At 50.1% G+C, this 15,501-nt stretch carries 20 protein-coding genes and 1 riboswitch; of the genes, 3 read left to right on the forward strand and 17 right to left on the reverse strand.

Annotated features, from left to right (window positions below; translation table 11 throughout):
* Positions 1–75: 75 nt before the first annotated feature.
* The 7 genes from AB4124_RS00875 to racE form a co-directional block, all read right to left on the reverse strand.
* Positions 76–396 (reverse strand): hypothetical protein, encoded by a 321-nt coding sequence (locus AB4124_RS00875; protein ID WP_441970621.1) that lies wholly within the window; start codon positions 394–396, stop codon positions 76–78.
* A 122-nt stretch (positions 397–518) separates the two neighbouring features.
* Positions 519–785 (reverse strand): hypothetical protein, encoded by a 267-nt coding sequence (locus AB4124_RS00880; protein WP_076325705.1) that lies wholly within the window; start codon positions 783–785, stop codon positions 519–521.
* A 133-nt stretch (positions 786–918) separates the two neighbouring features.
* Positions 919–1,140, reverse strand: a complete 222-nt coding sequence (locus tag AB4124_RS00885; RefSeq protein ID WP_076325704.1) for a DUF1450 domain-containing protein — start codon at positions 1,138–1,140, stop codon at positions 919–921.
* A gap of 30 nt (positions 1,141–1,170) precedes the next feature.
* On the reverse strand, positions 1,171–1,473 hold the full coding sequence (locus AB4124_RS00890) for a HesB/IscA family protein (RefSeq protein ID WP_441970623.1): 303 nt from the start codon (positions 1,471–1,473) through the stop codon (positions 1,171–1,173).
* A gap of 103 nt (positions 1,474–1,576) precedes the next feature.
* Complete coding sequence (locus AB4124_RS00895) at positions 1,577–1,852, reverse strand: hypothetical protein (RefSeq protein ID WP_215158683.1); 276 nt, start codon at positions 1,850–1,852, stop codon at positions 1,577–1,579.
* Between the two features lie 198 nt (positions 1,853–2,050).
* Positions 2,051–3,253: a M14 family metallopeptidase gene (locus tag AB4124_RS00900; protein WP_441970625.1), complete on the reverse strand. Its 1,203-nt coding sequence runs from the start codon at positions 3,251–3,253 to the stop codon at positions 2,051–2,053.
* Positions 3,254–3,484: 231 nt separating this feature from the next.
* Positions 3,485–4,291: a glutamate racemase gene (racE, locus tag AB4124_RS00905; protein ID WP_441970627.1), complete on the reverse strand. Its 807-nt coding sequence runs from the start codon at positions 4,289–4,291 to the stop codon at positions 3,485–3,487.
* Between the two features lie 262 nt (positions 4,292–4,553).
* Between racE and AB4124_RS00910 the strand changes: the two genes are divergently transcribed.
* Positions 4,554–5,621, forward strand: a complete 1,068-nt coding sequence (locus AB4124_RS00910) for a nitric oxide synthase oxygenase (RefSeq protein WP_441971605.1) — start codon at positions 4,554–4,556, stop codon at positions 5,619–5,621.
* Between the two features lie 126 nt (positions 5,622–5,747).
* On the opposite strand, the gene AB4124_RS00915 is transcribed toward AB4124_RS00910, so the two are convergent.
* From AB4124_RS00915 to AB4124_RS00935, 5 genes are all read right to left on the reverse strand, one after another.
* Positions 5,748–6,110 carry a YtxH domain-containing protein gene (locus AB4124_RS00915; protein ID WP_430105628.1) on the reverse strand — a complete coding sequence of 121 codons (363 nt, stop codon included), beginning with the start codon at positions 6,108–6,110 and terminating at the stop codon, positions 5,748–5,750.
* 15 nt (positions 6,111–6,125) lie between these two features.
* Positions 6,126–6,578 carry a DUF948 domain-containing protein gene (locus tag AB4124_RS00920; protein ID WP_430105630.1) on the reverse strand — a complete coding sequence of 151 codons (453 nt, stop codon included), beginning with the start codon at positions 6,576–6,578 and terminating at the stop codon, positions 6,126–6,128.
* A 277-nt stretch (positions 6,579–6,855) separates the two neighbouring features.
* A complete protein-coding gene (locus AB4124_RS00925; protein ID WP_076325697.1) occupies positions 6,856–7,278 on the reverse strand; it encodes a DUF86 domain-containing protein in 423 nt (140 codons plus the stop codon).
* Positions 7,279–7,322: 44 nt separating this feature from the next.
* Entirely contained in the window at positions 7,323–7,610 is a 288-nt protein-coding gene (locus tag AB4124_RS00930) for a Dabb family protein (protein ID WP_076325696.1), read from the reverse strand.
* Positions 7,611–7,807: 197 nt separating this feature from the next.
* Positions 7,808–9,244 carry an NAD(P)/FAD-dependent oxidoreductase gene (locus tag AB4124_RS00935; protein WP_441971607.1) on the reverse strand — a complete coding sequence of 479 codons (1,437 nt, stop codon included), beginning with the start codon at positions 9,242–9,244 and terminating at the stop codon, positions 7,808–7,810.
* Between the two features lie 76 nt (positions 9,245–9,320).
* Positions 9,321–9,420: riboswitch (purine riboswitch) on the reverse strand.
* 287 nt (positions 9,421–9,707) lie between these two features.
* Here AB4124_RS00935 and AB4124_RS00940 point away from each other — a divergent pair.
* Positions 9,708–10,304, forward strand: coding sequence for a helix-turn-helix domain-containing protein (locus AB4124_RS00940; protein WP_076325695.1), 597 nt, complete (start codon positions 9,708–9,710; stop codon positions 10,302–10,304).
* 167 nt (positions 10,305–10,471) lie between these two features.
* Positions 10,472–10,663: a hypothetical protein gene (locus AB4124_RS00945; RefSeq protein ID WP_098748076.1), complete on the forward strand. Its 192-nt coding sequence runs from the start codon at positions 10,472–10,474 to the stop codon at positions 10,661–10,663.
* A gap of 99 nt (positions 10,664–10,762) precedes the next feature.
* On the opposite strand, the gene AB4124_RS00950 is transcribed toward AB4124_RS00945, so the two are convergent.
* The 5 genes from AB4124_RS00950 to AB4124_RS00970 all read right to left on the reverse strand — a co-directional run bounded on the left by AB4124_RS00950 (position 10,763) and on the right by AB4124_RS00970 (position 15,499).
* Entirely contained in the window at positions 10,763–11,491 is a 729-nt protein-coding gene (locus AB4124_RS00950; protein ID WP_379414282.1) for a WD40/YVTN/BNR-like repeat-containing protein, read from the reverse strand.
* A 243-nt stretch (positions 11,492–11,734) separates the two neighbouring features.
* A complete protein-coding gene (locus AB4124_RS00955) occupies positions 11,735–12,466 on the reverse strand; it encodes a glutamine amidotransferase (protein ID WP_076325692.1) in 732 nt (243 codons plus the stop codon).
* A gap of 66 nt (positions 12,467–12,532) precedes the next feature.
* Positions 12,533–13,843, reverse strand: coding sequence for an ArgE/DapE family deacylase (locus AB4124_RS00960; protein WP_339266873.1), 1,311 nt, complete (start codon positions 13,841–13,843; stop codon positions 12,533–12,535).
* Positions 13,844–13,933: 90 nt separating this feature from the next.
* Positions 13,934–14,443 carry an ureidoglycolate lyase gene (locus tag AB4124_RS00965; protein ID WP_098748085.1) on the reverse strand — a complete coding sequence of 170 codons (510 nt, stop codon included), beginning with the start codon at positions 14,441–14,443 and terminating at the stop codon, positions 13,934–13,936.
* A gap of 24 nt (positions 14,444–14,467) precedes the next feature.
* Positions 14,468–15,499, reverse strand: a complete 1,032-nt coding sequence (locus tag AB4124_RS00970; protein ID WP_441970633.1) for an autoinducer 2 ABC transporter substrate-binding protein — start codon at positions 15,497–15,499, stop codon at positions 14,468–14,470.
* Between the last annotated feature and the right edge of the window lie 2 nt (positions 15,500–15,501).

A 15,501-nucleotide genomic window follows, 5' to 3' on the forward strand; every position in this document is an offset into this window, starting at 1 on the left:
AGCTAGGCGTGTCCGAAGAGGCACGCCTAGCTGCATTTATGAAGAATCATCTTTTTACTGGTAACATTTCTTATATCAAGCCCGGCGGGTAACCGACTCAAGATGTTTTCTCCGATTGACAAGCGTTCCGTACATCAGCACAAGCCCCATCCATGCCAGGATAGCTACAATCCCGAGTGTCATATAGGCAATGTCAGGTGCAAAGAGTCGTATGGAATTCCAAGGGGAGCTTGTCAGACGCGTGAAGAGCGGAATGATGCCAGCTGACATCGCAAATAGAACCAAACTCAGCGGAAGCGTGAGATATAACTTCAAGTTGCGTTTCTTCATTCTTAGCAGCAACCATATCAGAATAGCGAGCAGGATGAACAAAGTTCCCGCCAATCCCCAAATCATCGGATGGACTCCAGCGGAAGGAGATCGGAATCAAGTATATAATTCAAATACGTATACAAATTCGTAAAAAAAGCCCGTTCATTAGCTCGAAAGCTATTGAACGGACTGCACAGGATCATAAACTACTTTTTAGCTGAACGAAGCTTGGACAGACGTTCCTTCTCATCGCCTAACAACTCTTCCGCCAATTCCACCGCGTTTCGATTTCCCTGCTCAATTACCTGGGAAACCGCTTGCTCCGTATGGGATAACGAATTCTCCGCTTGCTGAATCAGCTGTTCCGTCGGATGGGACATTGCCGAGGATACTGCACGGTGCAGCTTCTCCACGGAATCTAGCGCGCTGTTGCTGGGACTGTTGGAGTGTAGACTGGAATCGTGACTGTTCATGACGGATGCTCCCTTCTAAAGTTGTTGTTCCCGTTGCCCTCTTAGCATGGATGGCTGAGCCAGGAACTATACCCGTAGAATGGGAATTCCACTTTAACTTCAATGCAGATGTGTTAAACAGCCTGTTTGTTTGTTATTTCACAAAAGGCAGCGCCTTTGCCAGCACTTCATCCTCTGTAGGCGCGCTGACATAACGGCCATTGATATACATAAATGCTCGTTTGCCGCAAGGACCGCAATAGGATTTACAGCCGATCTTAATGTCAGCATCCGGTACCATTTTCTTAATTTTCGGGATCATTGTCTTCAACTTCGTATGTCTGCACTTCTCGCAGACTCGAATATCATTAGCCATTGTTCATTACCTTCTTTATTCTGAAGTAACCTAGTGGTCGCCGTGATTGCCCTGGGACGGATTCGTAATTACAAAGCCTTCCTCAGGAAAATAAAGATAGTCGATTTTGACGCCGTCCAGGAAAGGTTGTCCTGCCTCCAAAATGACGTCGATCTCTTTATCTGTGGATACGATGACATCATTTTCCTTAGGCGTGTCCAGATCCAGGCCGTAGTGGGCATGATCGCCATGCGCATGGGTAACCAGCACGCGGAGTTTCTTATCCTTGTTCTCTTCCTTTTCCAGCTCTCGCTTTAACACCTTGGCGGCATTACGGGTAATTTTACATTTCACGTATATTCATCTCCTCACGGATGTTTCATTCAATATGTTATTGTAGACCCCTGCCAACTTTTTCGCAAGGGTCCGATCCGTATTGTTACCGCCCGAAGCTCATTTACCGTACGCGCTTGGCGGGGCCCTGGTCCTCACCGATCAGACCTGGATATTTCCGTTCGACACGGGATACGAACCAGTTCATCAGCAGCATCGTGACTCCGATGTCATCGATCGGCAGCAAAGGCATAAAGTCCGGTAGCACCCAGTACAGCACAACGGGGACCAGAAATAAAAGCTTGTCCCCGAGTGCAACCCGGGAAGAGGCTAAATACCCGAATATCCGCTGGAATACATGCGACCAGCGCCGAAGCGACCATAATCTTCTCCACTTCATAATGTTCCCTCCATTCCAGGCAGCATGTCTATATCATTACCCAATTAGCAAATCTCTAAGAAATCCCGGAAACACGGTATTCCGGTGGCTGCAGCAATAAAAGCGCGAAAAGAGGCCACTGCCTTGTGATCCATTAAAGCAGCGGCCGTATTCTTCTATATTTTATACGTTAAATAGACCTATTCGTTTCAAACGATCTTATTCCAAAGACATAAACGCAGCTAGAATAGAACCCACCTCGACGCACAGATCCTCGAAATCCTCAAGCGGCAGCGGATTCATCCCATAACCAATCTCCACGGTAAACCCCGGCCTCCGGTAATGCTGAATGAACCAATCCTTGTATCCTGCATCGCTGCCCTGCAGCTTCACCGGCCTGTAACCGCCGGCCTGACCTAATCTTCGGGCCATGTCCTCACTCTCCGGAGGTTCGTAGTCCCTATAATTCCAATAGATTTCCCTGCCTTGGCTGTGCAGGGAAATGGCCCGTTCCGGAGATATCGATAACGTATGCTGATAGACGGCCTCGGCTTCTGGCTCACTTAGCGGCTTTGTCCCCGCATAATCCTGCGGCGACGGATGGATCTTGCCCCTCCGCGCGACTTCTTCATTCCAATGCGCAGGGAATTGATCCCCCAAATCCACGCCGTTAATATTAGCCTTCCAGCGGCGAAAGTCCTCGCGCCCGCCATTCCATTCGAGCAGACGCTCATAATATGGATGAGAAGGGGTAACGCCTTCTTGGACAAGCTCTACCCCATCCGGGTTCGCCATCGGCACGATCCATAACGTATAGTTCCGGTACCACGCATTCGGATCCTGAAAATAAACCGGTGACTCTTGCGATAAAGCCTTGCTATATTCCTCCATGAATCGCATCAGACAAGGGGTTGTGATCCATTCATTGGCATGCAGCCCAGCGTTTATGTGAAGGTTCTTCGGGCCTTTGCCGATTTTGGCCGCATAAATGGGTTTGCCGAGCACACTTCGGCCGATGACACGCCACTCCATAACAGGGTAGCGAAGCTGCATCTCTTGTATATCACGTTCCAGATCCCCCGGTCCGTATTCGCCGGTTAATCGTATCATGCTCCTATGCGTGGTACCCGGCAGAACGATCGTTTTTCCCTGTGGCAGATGATGAGCTGATAATCCGGGATTCAGTTCTTCCAAGGCTTCCTTCCGAAACCGGAACGTACTGGCAATACTATCAAAGGTATCATGTTCCTGAATGACATACCTTCGGCGCAACGATGCAGGAAGATAGAGCATTTGCCCCTGCTGGAGATACGGCTGCTGCGCCGCCCATGGATTCGCCGTAATCAGCTGTTCATACGCCAGACTATATCTGGCAGCCACGCGTCTTAGCGTGTCGCCCTTCTGTACGACATATTGCTGCATAATGGATTCCTTTCCGCGGCAAAGCCGCTTCAATTAGCGTCCATTCCATGTATATGAGCAGCCGGTTGTCCAACATGTATGATACAAAAGATCGAAAAAGGAGCGGATATCCCCATCCTTTTCGAACCCTGGCACGAGAAATAATAAAGGCAGGCAAGGTGTAATCCCTTGTCCTGCCTGCGCTTGCTTGCTCTTATTCATTCTTGATAAGCTCTAAGGTATGAATGTGAATTATAGCTTCGTAATTTGCCAGACTACAGGCGTCCGCTTGATATACTCTCCGAGCCATTCGGTCGCAATGCTCTGAAAAATGACCGGATCTCCTGTACAGAAAAATTGATGCACCGGGCTCTCCATGCTGCTCGCGAGCTGGCCTTTATCGTACAGAATCGTGCTGACCTCGCGAGCCGTCTCATCGGCGGAGCTGATCAATCTCACGGACGGCCCCATAACCTTCTGGATCGTATTCATCAGGAACGGATAGTGAGTACAGCCCAGGATCAGGCAATCAATGGAGGTATCCTTGATGCCTCTCAAAGATTCTTGCACCACCTGCAAGGCATCCTTGGATCGGAACAATCCGTGTTCGACGAGCGGTACCAGTTCGGGACAGGCTTGACTTTCCACCTCGACGTAAGGCGAGAGCTGTTTCAGAGCCGCTGTATATGCTCCGCTGCCAATGGTTCCGACAGTACCGATCACGCCGACGTTACCGGTCTTTGTTGCGCTTATGGCGGCACGCGCCCCTGGGTGAATGACACCGATGACCGGTACAGGCACTTTGGACGAAATATAATCAAGCGCCGCCGCCGTAGCCGTATTACAGGCGATCACAATCATTTTAGGATCATACTGAATTAAATAATCTACAATTTGCTCCGTAAATAAACGGACTTCTTCCGGCGTACGGGGTCCGTAGGGTGCGCGGGCTGTATCTCCGAAATAAATAATTTTCTCTCTCGGGAGCTGTCTCATCACTTCTTTAGCGACAGTCAGCCCGCCGACACCCGAGTCTAGTATTGCGATTGCTTGCTGCACGAACCCACCGCTTCCTTCTTGTCAAATTCATGGTTTACAGTGATACCATATGTCATTTCGGATCGAAATGTACCTTAAATCTTACCCCAATTCCCCCCTATCTTCAACAAGGGCGCCGCTCCCAAAAGACCGTTGGTTAATTGTTCAAGTAATTGTAGGACTCTTGCGCCGGTCGCTGACCTTAGGTAGTTTATACTATAATAAGCGCGCGTATAGTAAAGGAGAATTCTACGTGAATGACAACATACATCATACCGACCTTATGGAAGCTGCGAAGCCGTTTATCGAGCTTTGTTATGCAGAATTAAACCGCAGCCCGGAAGAAGCCGAGGACCGGCTCATGAACATCCGCTCACAGATCGAGCTGACAGGTACATATGAGCATACACTTGAGGAACTGACGCATGGGGCCAAGATGGCTTGGCGAAACAGCAACCGCTGTATCGGCAGACTGTTTTGGGATCGTCTCAAGGTATTCGATGCCAGGCACTTAACGGAGACCTCTGACATTTTCTCGGCACTCCTTCACCATATCGAGAGTGCCACCAATGGCGGGAAAATCATGCCTACGATTACGATTTTCAAGGCTGCACGTCCAGGGGAGGCCCCGCTTATTATCAAAAACCACCAGTTGATTCGGTATGCCGGTTACGAAACGGCGGACGGGACGATTGGCGATTCGGCTTCCCTATCCTTCACGAAGGAATGCATGGAGCTGGGGTGGCAGGGAGACTTGACCGACTATGATGTGCTGCCGCTGGTTGTGCAGCAGGGGAATGAGCCGCCGGAGTGGCTCGCGATACCGAAATCCTACGTGCTGGAAGTCCCTTTGGAGCATCCCGAACTTCCTGTTCTTAAAGCGGAAGGTATAAAATGGTACGGGGTGCCTCTCATCTCAGACATGCTGCTTGAAATCGGCGGCATTATGTATACGGCAGCACCGTTCAACGGCTGGTATATGGGAACCGAAATCGGAGCCCGTAACCTTGCGGATGAAGGGCGCTACAACAAGCTTCCGCTTATTGCCAAGCTGATGGGGCAGGATACTTCCAGCGAAACTACCTTATGGAGGGATCGCGCATTGGTTGAACTCAATGCTGCCGTGCTCTATTCCTACAAAAAAGCGGGCGTCAGCATTGTGGACCATCATTCGGCAGCAGCCCAATTCGGTTTGTTTGAACAGCGCGAACAGCAAGCCGGGCGGGAGCTCACAGGGGATTGGAGTTGGTTGATTCCTCCGGTCTCGCCGGCTACAACCCATATTTTCCACACCTCTTATCATAACGACATCCGTTCGCCGAATTTCCATTACAGGAGCAAAGGGCAGTAATCGGGGCTTTATTTCGAATTGTTTATACACAACAAAGCCGGGGCTCTTTGCCGCCCCGGCCTTCATGTATTTTGATATGATCCTTATCCTTGTAAATGAGTGCTGAAGCGGTCATCTGATCCCGGATTAATCGTTGACCTTCACTTCGGCAGCAGTGGACACATAAACCTCTTCTTCAAAATCCTCGTCAAACGCGGAGACCTGTGCAATTTCCTTATCCGCCATCCAACTTTCTTGCCGGTTGCGCCAGGACTGAATGTCGGAGATCACATTCTCTGCCCGATCCGTCATAATGCCGATCAGGTTAACGCCCTGCTCTCCTACCTTCTCTGCTGCCTCCTGCACCTTGGTGCCGATGCCGCGGGCGCCGTCGGCAATGTCATTCCGAAGCTCTTTGCCGGATTTTGGAGCCAGAAGAAGTGCGGTAACAGAACCTGCAACACTGCCGATCAATACTCCCCAGAGGAGCCCTTTGCTCTTCTCTTTCATATTCCATCTCTCCTTCTATTTGGCTTGCCCTTCGTCGGACTTGGAGGTGTATTTGTTCCATGAATGCCAAAGCGTCATTCCGGCATCAACCCACCGGAACACCTCCCCGATCTGCCGTTCATTATCGAGGCGAGCACGTTCCAGATGCTCAATGGCAGTTATGGAAGCTTTTTTCCCTACAGCATGAACCGCATCGGCCGTCTTGGCTACCGCTGACGCAGCATCGGACATGGAAGCGGCAATAGCTTCGCTCGCTGCCAGCTGACGCTGAATCATCTCTAACGAGACCGATGCCTGCTCCAGCACCTGTGAGGCTTCTTGACTCAATCGGCTACTGTCTTCCTCAAGCCTGCCCAGCATGGTCTCGGCCCGCCCGATCAGCTTTTTAACCGACACCATCATGATCACCGCCGCAACCGCGATCAGAACGATGCCGATAGCAGCGGCCAGCGCACTCCATTCTGTCATCGGGAACTCCTCCTTTCGTCCGACCGGGCGAATGCCTAGTCGCTTGATGCATTATAAGCAGTATGGGCTTGTCTTGACACAACATCGGCGATTTTTTTATTCCAGCAGAGAAAAACCACGAGTATCCCCTACAACTTCGGAACATCCCAGCCGCTTGAGATAAAGACAACAAAAAAACAGACCGTTCAGGGATTCCCAGAACGGTCTGTTATGGATGAATCGTATGGAAGAGCCCATGGCGCGTCATGGATATCTCTTTTTTAAAACTATACAAGCCTCAGTACATCTCGTTCTTTAAATACTCACGGACATTTCCCGCAAACTGCTCCAGCACATCAGGCAGAATCGGGGTTAAAGAATGAAGCGTATGCCTGTCCCAATCATAGTAGTCCTGCACGAGCGGTTTACGCAATCGAACCAGCTCCAGCAGCACCTTATGAACCTCTTCAGGGAACACCTTTTCCTCATGATTAATATCCATGATATCTTCATAACTGCTGGCATCCCGCATAATAAATCCGTCAATCAAGTAGCTGCCGACATCCGTTACGACTTCGATCGCCAGATGAAGCGCACGCTCCTGAACCAAGCCCAGCACCAGGCCTCCGTCCCATGATTGTGCCGCAGCACGCAATCCTTCCGCAATTTCGGGAATCGCGCTCAGACGCCGTTCAATTTGTTCTTGATTCACATAATACACCGCAAATCTCCTCCAGCCTGTTGTTGTAAAGTCTATATCATTGCTTACACTTCAAAATCAACGCTAAGCGTATGATCTTTCACCGTATTGATGTATTGGATCACTTCCTGGTGAACAGGATGAACGGCATATGCTTGTAAATCTTCAAGATTGTCCACTTCAACGATCAAAGCCAAATCATAAGAGCGCTCGGAGCGAATAACATCGGCACCCGCCTCAAGGGATCTTAGCATCGGAATCTTGCCATCCATATCACGCAGCACCTGCACCGTCTTCTCAATATTCTCGGCGGATGAATCCTTCAATTTAAAAAAAACAATATGTTTAATCATCGTCCGTTCCTCCATCTCTAGCATTTATGTAAATCTTTCGTATCTATCATACCCCGTTCGTCCGGAAAAAGAAATCGCTACCACCAACATATCGGACATCTCGGCTGCGCCAGATCTAGCCAAATAGGAGCACCGTCTGACTTACGCCAGAACGCGCTCCTGAAATCGAATTCTATTTAAGGGAACAACCGCTAAAATCACGAACCTAATTGGTTCAGCATGTTCTGGGCAATCCAGACGCCGGCGGCACCTGCCTGAGCAAGCCCCCTGGTAATTCCGGCACCATCCCCGCCACAATAAAGACCCTTGATTTCCGTCTCGAAGGACTCCGTCAGCTTCGGTCTTGCGGAGTAGAACTTGGCCTCCACCCCGTAGAACAGCGTGTGCTCCGATGCGATCCCCGGCGTGACTTTATCAAGCGCTTCAACCATCTCGATCAGGCTTTTCATAGTGTTGTACGGCAGCACCAAGCCAAGATCTCCAGGAACCGCTTCCTTCAGCGTCGGCTCCAGAAACCCTTCACGAATTCGGCCTTCGGTGGATCTCCGGCCGCGGAGCACGTCACCGTATTTCTGTACAATGACCCCGCCGCTGGATAGATCGTTAGCCCGCTTGCATATTTCACGCGCATATTCGTTAGGCTTGTCAAACGGCTCCGTAAACTTATGGGATACGAGCAGCGCAAAGTTCGTATTGGCTGATCCCAAAGCCGGATCTTTGTAGGAATGGCCATTGGCTGCCATAACTCCACTATGGTTCTCAACCACAACATGACCGGAAGGATTGCTGCAGAACGTACGCACCCGGGTTCCAACCGAGGTGTTAAAGATGAATTTGCCTTCATACAAATGTTCATTGATCTCGCGCATGACCACATCCGAGGTTTCCACCCGAACGCCCACGTCCACTTGGTTATTATGCATTTTCAATCTGCGTTTTTTTAATATACCGGTCAACCAGGCGGAGCCGTCACGCCCAGGGGCAACCATCACTAAATTCGCCTCATGGACCTCCCCGCCTTTCATTGTGATACCGGTAATACGGTGGGTTCCGTCTTCTTTGACGGTGACAATTTCCTCGACTTCCGCCCGGAAAGCCATATCAATTCTTGTCTTCAAATATTCATATATCGACTTCAGAATCTCCAAATTCTGCTCAGTTCCAAGATGTCTTACCTGAGCGCGAAGCAGCTTCAGGCCCGCTGCGTATCCACGGTGTTCAATATCCCGAATCGCATGGGTTGTCGGGTCCGTAATGGCAGGTGTCGCTCCATGCTCCAGATTGATGGCGTCGACATATTGGATGAGCTCCATGACTTTGGAGCCAGGCAAATAATCGGTCATCCAGCCGCCAAACTCCGTGGTGATGTTGAATTTGCCGTCGCTGTATGCTCCCGCCCCACCAAACCCGGCTGTAATCGAGCAAGCCGGCAAACAACCGGCAAATTCCTTACGTCCTACTGCCGGTGGACAGAGCTTAATCTTCTCCTCCAGGATCGGGCAGCTTCTCCGGTAAATATCATGTCCCTTGTCAACCAGCAGCACCTTGCTTCCTGGTGACTTCAATGTCAGTTCATAACAAGCGAAAATACCAGCCGGACCGGCACCAACAACGATAACATCATATTTGCTCATCATATCCCCCTGTGTGTTTGACTGTCGCTTTGCGCACACCGCTTCCGGGCACAAAAAAATCCTGCTCCGAATAGGTATGCTTGCGCATCCTATTCGTAGTCAGGAATTTAAGGTCCCTTGTAGAAACCCCTGAACCTTATTTTCAGGGATATACGAATAAGCATCTTTTTTCTTTATCAACCGTAGTTAATATAAAACGAATTAACGAATGAGTCAAGTTAAATCATGTTCATTGTTCGTATTTAACCTCTTATATTCTGGTTTTAAATGCGATTCACCCCGAGTTAAACGTCAAAAGGCGAACAATAAATTATAATAATCAAATAAACGAGTAGGTCCATCGGACCATTACATCGGACTTATAAATCATGTAACAACGAAATGGAAACAATTGTTTTATGTTTGGCTATTGAAAAGTGAGTGTCGAATATTGTAGTATTGTGTTAAAAAAATCGGAGGAATTATGCCTACACAACTGCAGCAAGAAAAACACTCCATTGAGGCGTGGTCCCTGATCAATCGTAAATATTTGGGGAAAGGTGTGCGAGTCAAGCGCTTTCGCCGGCCGACCCGCTGCCAAATTCGCAACCGCGTCCTACTAGCCGTACTTATGGCCAACGATATCAAGTTGTCGCAATTGGCCGAGGAACTGGGAGTATCCTCCCGTAGTGTCAGCGCCTGGGTATATGAGGGACGCGTTCCCGGAAAAAACAACCTGGAGAAGGCTTGTGACTACTTGGGTTATCCCCGCCACATACTCTTCAGAGAGGAACTGCTGGACAAGTCACCTTTAATCTGTCAGCCGGCACCTTCCCGCTTCATGAAACGCACCCTGACACGCTCACCGGTTAGCAACCGGATTCTGACAGGTCTGTGCATGGTTCATGATTTGTCGGTAAGCGATGTCAGCCGCTGGATCGGCGTGCATCCTGGCACATTCCGCAAATGGCTGCACCAGGGCACCGTACCATCCCCAGCGTTCCAGGAAAAAGCGGAGCAGTTCTTCCGTATCCCTAAATCTGTTCTATTCGCAGATTGCGCATTAAAGCAAAATTCCTAATCGAAGTTGCCGTAATGCCATAACCATACTTATATTTCAACCCATGCTCAGCTTGCCGGATCGCTCTGGCTAAGCCGGGCTTATTTTCTGTTATGGCATATTTCGAGACGATCAGGGAATACAAGTAACATTCAGAATTGCAACACTCAACTTGAGGTGACAGACATATGACGTTACGTCATAAACAAATTGGCGCTGCACTGGGATTGCTCACTGGAACAACCATGGGAAGCGGCATTGGATTCCTGCTCGGCTGGCACTCCTTTAATTTGATCGTCCTGGTGGCCCTCTTCGGCTTATTCGGAGTTGCGGCTGGTCTTTGGCTAGGCTCCCGTATGATATTCAAAGAGCTCCCTTAATGAATGATATGATATTCATCGTTCTGCCTCTTCCTCGCTGAGAATGGAGGCATAACCACACAAAGAAGATCGGAGGGTTCCGATCTTCTTTGTTATGCATTAGTTATGGGTCCTTGTATTAACAACATACAATGGTCCAGACACAGCGCCTACGTTCTTGGGAGCTTCAGCAGCTCCATCGGTGATAGCTCCCGTGGCAGGGCTGCTGGCGGTCGTTTCCGGTATATCCTGGTCGCTCCAGGTTTTACCTCCGTCCTCGGTTTTGGCTTGACCGCTGAATCCCGTTTCAGGCGAGATGAAATGGAGAAATCCGGCGTTCGGCGTGCTTCCAATCCAAATCCACGTCTCCCCGCCATCCGTGGTGCGATACAGATCGTTATTCTCCATCACGGTCCAGGCCTGTTTGCCATTCAGCGCAAAGATTTGGCGTACCGTGCCTTTCGGCTGAGCCTGAACCTCCCATTCCGTACCACCGTTATCACTAAAAGCAATCCAGCCTTCCCCGCCAATCCAGCCCGAGCTATGATTAATGAGCCGGACCGCCGTCACATCCGCTAAATCCACATCGGGTTCAGCGGTCTGATGATCGGGCGATACGTCCGTATCCTCTACTGCAACGACACTGCTTCCCGCGGTGTCATCACCTCCTGAAGCTGAGCCGGAAGGGAGCTCTGTCTCCGGGGTATTCTCATTCGAAGAAATCACCGATTGCTCAGGTACCGGATGCTGAGCCACATTCCCCTCATCCGTTGGTTGACATCCAACAGACAAACTCACAACAACGAGCATCGACAACATAAAGCTAAACCCTATTCGAGGTTTTATCACAGGATCACACCCCTTGTATTCAAAATAACTCGCCCGTAACTTCCGCTAACAGGTCTTATATTATAAATCCAACTCCATTGAATTCACCTTAAAGCTGAACGGTTCCTCCTGTTTAGTATAACGCGAGTTCTGCATGAAGAGGAACGAAAAAAAGCTGTTCTCCAAGTTAAATTTCCACTTGAAAAACAGCTTTGCTTCATAGATGCGGTCGAGAGGACTCGAACCTCCACGGGGGTTAGCCTGCTAATCCAAATACTTGATAAGCTTGGACCAAAAGGCCGAATAGTGCTCCCAGTTCATAAACTCCAACGATCCCCAGTGCGGCGAACAATCGCTTGCAAAGGCTGCCGTCTTGCCGGCTCCGTAGGTTCCAACCGTCAGAATGGCATCGCCTTCATGGCTTAGCAATTCCTCTGCCCCCGGCTTGGCTGACAGTTTATTATAACCCAGCAGCCTAGGCCATTCCCCCAAATCATTTACCAGTGGATGCGGCTGCGATACGACAGGCGAGAAGCCGCTCGGCATCTCTACCCGATCATCTTTGTCCATCATGACTACCGGCAGCACATCGGCCAATATCGTATTTCTATAATTGGCTTTTCCTTCGATTCCCATGAAGGTCAGGTAACCGCCAACCATCAGCAGGCCGCCCCCTTCAGCGACATACTGCTTCATTAGCTCAAGGGCGTTCGGAATGATTTGCATTTGATAGAAGGTTGGATTTTGGAGCAGGAATGTGTTGGCCCCTACGTCACTAAGTACAATCGCATCATAGGCTTTTAGCTCTTCCAACGATTGAGGGAAGCGCACCTGTACTTCATGCGCAGGCATATAGGTGACGTCAATTCCCTCCTGACGCAGACAGGACAGCAGATAGGTTGCTCCCTCCTCGTACTTGGTCGAGGTAAAGCTGTCATAACCTTTCGTATGAATCATATGCACAACCCAAGATTCGCCAACAAATAAGATTTTCATCAGTTCAAGCACCTCCGTATTGTATATCACCAGGCCCTATACCTACAGGCCGTCTTGATCCCGTTTTTACGCTTCCGCGATTTCACACCAGTCCACAATCGTTTTGGCAATCATCTTGACCGCCTGAATCACTTCATCGACAGGTGTAAATTCGTCGCTATGATGGGCAAGGCTTGGGTCGCCTGGTCCAAAGTTAACGGTCGGAATGCCGACGTTCACCGGCCAGCCCATATCGGTATGGAAGCCCAGTCCTTCGATCTTCCCTTCCTCTCCAATAGCCTTCAAGGATTGTACACAAGTCTGAACAAAGGGATGAGACACATCCGTTTCTGCACAATCGGCATCCACCAGCCATTCGATTTCCGGCATATGCTCACGCAGCCAAGGATCTGATTCCGATACCTCGCGCAGAAAGTCCGTCAATTCCTTCTTTACGTTACCGCCTACAAGCTTCTCGTCACGCTCCGATGGCAAGTATTGCGCGTTAAATACGATTTCCGCCTCATTTGCGAAGGAGGTCGGATATTCCCCAGCGTTTAATTGCGCGACATGCACCTGACAAGGGATCGCCAAGTAGGGATGAGTCTTGCTGACAGCCCATTGCTCATTCAAGCGGTCCAAATGCTCCAGAATATATCTCGCTTTCTTAATCGCATCCACCGCGCCGCCGTCCTGCCAATCCGCTTGTGGCATCTCAATATGGCCGCTGCGGCCTTGGATTTTGATCTTCCCCCATAAAATCCCACGGCACAGCGGGGCGATCGTTAGCGAGGTCGGTTCTGTCAAAATGCATGCATCTGCTCGATAGCCATGGTGGATGAAATCAAGCGCCCCCATGCCTCCCGCTTCTTCATCGACGACCGTGCCGACAACAACCGGACCTTTAAGCTTAAACCCGCTGCGAAGAATCGCTTCGACGGCCATAATCATGGCTGCGACTCCGCCCTTCATGTCAACGGTGCCGCGGCCGTACATCTTCCCGTCAATCACTTTGCCCTCGAACGGATCGACCGTCCACTTGGAGCCTGCCATGACGACATCAATATGGCCAAATAAGAGCAAGGACTTGCCTTCCGTTCCTTTGCCAAACGTAGCCGCCAGATTGGGTCTGCCCGTAAAATCTCTTCCCGCATAATAGCCCGCCATGCCTTCATATTGCTTCAGTTCATCAGCGACGGGCTCCCAAATCTCGATGTCCGCACCCAGTTTCTCCAGCTTGCCGGCAATAAATTGTTGCAGGTCCTTCTCTTTCGATGGCCCTGGCTCCTCGAAGAACCAGGGGTTCACGCTCGGAATTTGAATAAGCTGTTGTAAAAATTGAATAATTTCATCTTGATGATTCTCGATCCAATCCATCACTCTTTGTTCTTGGTTCATCTCTCTCTCTCCTTTGTGGCAGCACTCTCCTGATACCGCATGAATCCGCAGCTGCCGTAAGCAAGAGTATCAGGAGCCGTGCCTGCTCCCTTATTCGAATCGAACAGTGCTTCCGTTCATAAAATCAACCCACGGATTGATCATCTCATCCCCGAATTTATCCTTTTTCTTCTCGATGCCGAACATATAACGGGCGTCGTCCGCAGCCGGGTAGGCCGGGCTATGCCAGACCCCCCGATGGATGACGATAGCTTGTCCGGGCTTGATTCGGAAGCACTTGACGGTGGAAGCATCAGGGCTTTCATCCGGATTGTCAATATCCATGCACAATGCTACAGGCTGCACAATCTCACGATCAAAGGTAAGCAGAAGCTCTTCGCGGCTGACATGCCTCTCCATGGCTGTGACGACAAATTCGCGCCGCTTGGTGTCGACAAGTCCAAATCCGATGGGCTCCCATACGTCCAGCATTTGAACATAGCTCCAGCAATCCCACCCGTCACCGGATTTGGAAGGGTCAATCGCCGGCACATCCACTACTTTGCCATAGGGAGCAAAAGCCTCCTCCGTTAAATCTTCTATCTGCACCTTATACTCCATTAAGGCCGCCTCCTAAGGGTGTTATTAGAAATCAAAGCTGTCCACATTATCGTTCGTGACTTCAAGGGTGCCAATAAAAACACTTTGCCCGTCTACCTTCACAGTCCCTACTGTCGGAATCTCCATGCCGTCCTTGATTTCCTTGCTTTGGGCCAGTTGATCCAGGATATAGACCGTTACGTAAGCCAGCTTGCCCGGATCCCAAATAATATCTGTTTTGATCGTGCCGTTCTTGATGTAATTTTTCACGACGCTCGGCACGGCAATGCCTGTAATGGCCACTTGGTTCTTCTCCAAAGTGCCTGCCTTTACAGCTTGCTCCACGACCTCCGCGGCTGCAGGAGGTTCGCCGCCTGCAAATCCGATTATGCCTTTCAGATCAGGGTAGGTTTGAAGCAGGTTTTGCGCATTGGCATACGCCTTCTGTTGATCGTCGTCGCTTGCAACGGTCGTTACGACCTCAATCTCCGGATAGTTGGCTGCAAAATAAGCTTTAGCCGCATTGGATTTGGCAATCTGGTTTTGCGAGCCCAGACCGGCTACCATGAACGCGACCTGTCCTTTGCCGCCGATTTCCTCTCCGATCGTTTTGGCCAGAAGCTCCCCGATTTCTTGGTCTGTAGCCGGAGCTACATAATATTGGCGGTCTGTGTCCGGCGCGTCACTGTCCCAGGTCACAATATTGACGCCTTGGCCTGCCGCCTTCTTGAACACAGGGCCTACCGCTTTCGCATCATTGGGCGATACGCCGATGCCGCTTACTTTGCGGGTCAGCATATCCTGAATCATATTAATTTGCTTGGAGGAATCCGCCTCTGTCGGCGCATTGAACAGAACCTTTACTTTCAAATCGGCCTCCGCCTTCTTCGCGCCCTTCTCAGCCGCCGCCCAATAAGCAGGACCGATGGACTTTGGATTCATAAAGTAAGTTCTGGATCCCGAAGCTCCCTGGTTCGTTTTGCCTCCGTTATCCGTTTGATTCCCGCTTGTACTTCCGCATGCTGCCAAATTCAAAGCCAATACGCCCGTCAGTAACGTCAATGCCAGCTTTTTCATAG

Source organism: Paenibacillus sp. 2KB_20 (assembly GCF_052115765.1).
In the GTDB taxonomy this organism is placed as follows: Bacteria; Bacillota; Bacilli; order Paenibacillales; family Paenibacillaceae; genus Paenibacillus_AQ.

Bases quoted from the DNA above. Each gene is read 5' to 3' on its own strand.
- AB4124_RS00875 (WP_441970621.1), bottom strand. From the start codon at position 396: ATGATTTGGGGATTGGCGGGAACTTTGTTCATCCTGCTCGCTATTCTG.
- AB4124_RS00880 (WP_076325705.1), bottom strand. From the start codon at position 785: ATGAACAGTCACGATTCCAGTCTACACTCCAACAGTCCCAGCAACAGC.
- AB4124_RS00885 (WP_076325704.1), bottom strand. From the start codon at position 1,140: ATGGCTAATGATATTCGAGTCTGCGAGAAGTGCAGACATACGAAGTTG.
- AB4124_RS00895 (WP_215158683.1), bottom strand. From the start codon at position 1,852: ATGAAGTGGAGAAGATTATGGTCGCTTCGGCGCTGGTCGCATGTATTC.
- AB4124_RS00900 (WP_441970625.1), bottom strand. From the start codon at position 3,253: ATGCAGCAATATGTCGTACAGAAGGGCGACACGCTAAGACGCGTGGCT.
- AB4124_RS00910 (WP_441971605.1), top strand. From the start codon at position 4,554: ATGGAAGCTGCGAAGCCGTTTATCGAGCTTTGTTATGCAGAATTAAAC.
- AB4124_RS00915 (WP_430105628.1), bottom strand. From the start codon at position 6,110: ATGAAAGAGAAGAGCAAAGGGCTCCTCTGGGGAGTATTGATCGGCAGT.
- AB4124_RS00920 (WP_430105630.1), bottom strand. From the start codon at position 6,578: ATGACAGAATGGAGTGCGCTGGCCGCTGCTATCGGCATCGTTCTGATC.
- AB4124_RS00930 (WP_076325696.1), bottom strand. From the start codon at position 7,610: ATGATTAAACATATTGTTTTTTTTAAATTGAAGGATTCATCCGCCGAG.
- AB4124_RS00935 (WP_441971607.1), bottom strand. From the start codon at position 9,244: ATGAGCAAATATGATGTTATCGTTGTTGGTGCCGGTCCGGCTGGTATT.
- AB4124_RS00940 (WP_076325695.1), top strand. From the start codon at position 9,708: ATGCCTACACAACTGCAGCAAGAAAAACACTCCATTGAGGCGTGGTCC.
- AB4124_RS00945 (WP_098748076.1), top strand. From the start codon at position 10,472: ATGACGTTACGTCATAAACAAATTGGCGCTGCACTGGGATTGCTCACT.
- AB4124_RS00955 (WP_076325692.1), bottom strand. From the start codon at position 12,466: ATGAAAATCTTATTTGTTGGCGAATCTTGGGTTGTGCATATGATTCAT.
- AB4124_RS00960 (WP_339266873.1), bottom strand. From the start codon at position 13,843: ATGAACCAAGAACAAAGAGTGATGGATTGGATCGAGAATCATCAAGAT.
- AB4124_RS00965 (WP_098748085.1), bottom strand. From the start codon at position 14,443: ATGGAGTATAAGGTGCAGATAGAAGATTTAACGGAGGAGGCTTTTGCT.
- AB4124_RS00970 (WP_441970633.1), bottom strand. From the start codon at position 15,499: ATGAAAAAGCTGGCATTGACGTTACTGACGGGCGTATTGGCTTTGAAT.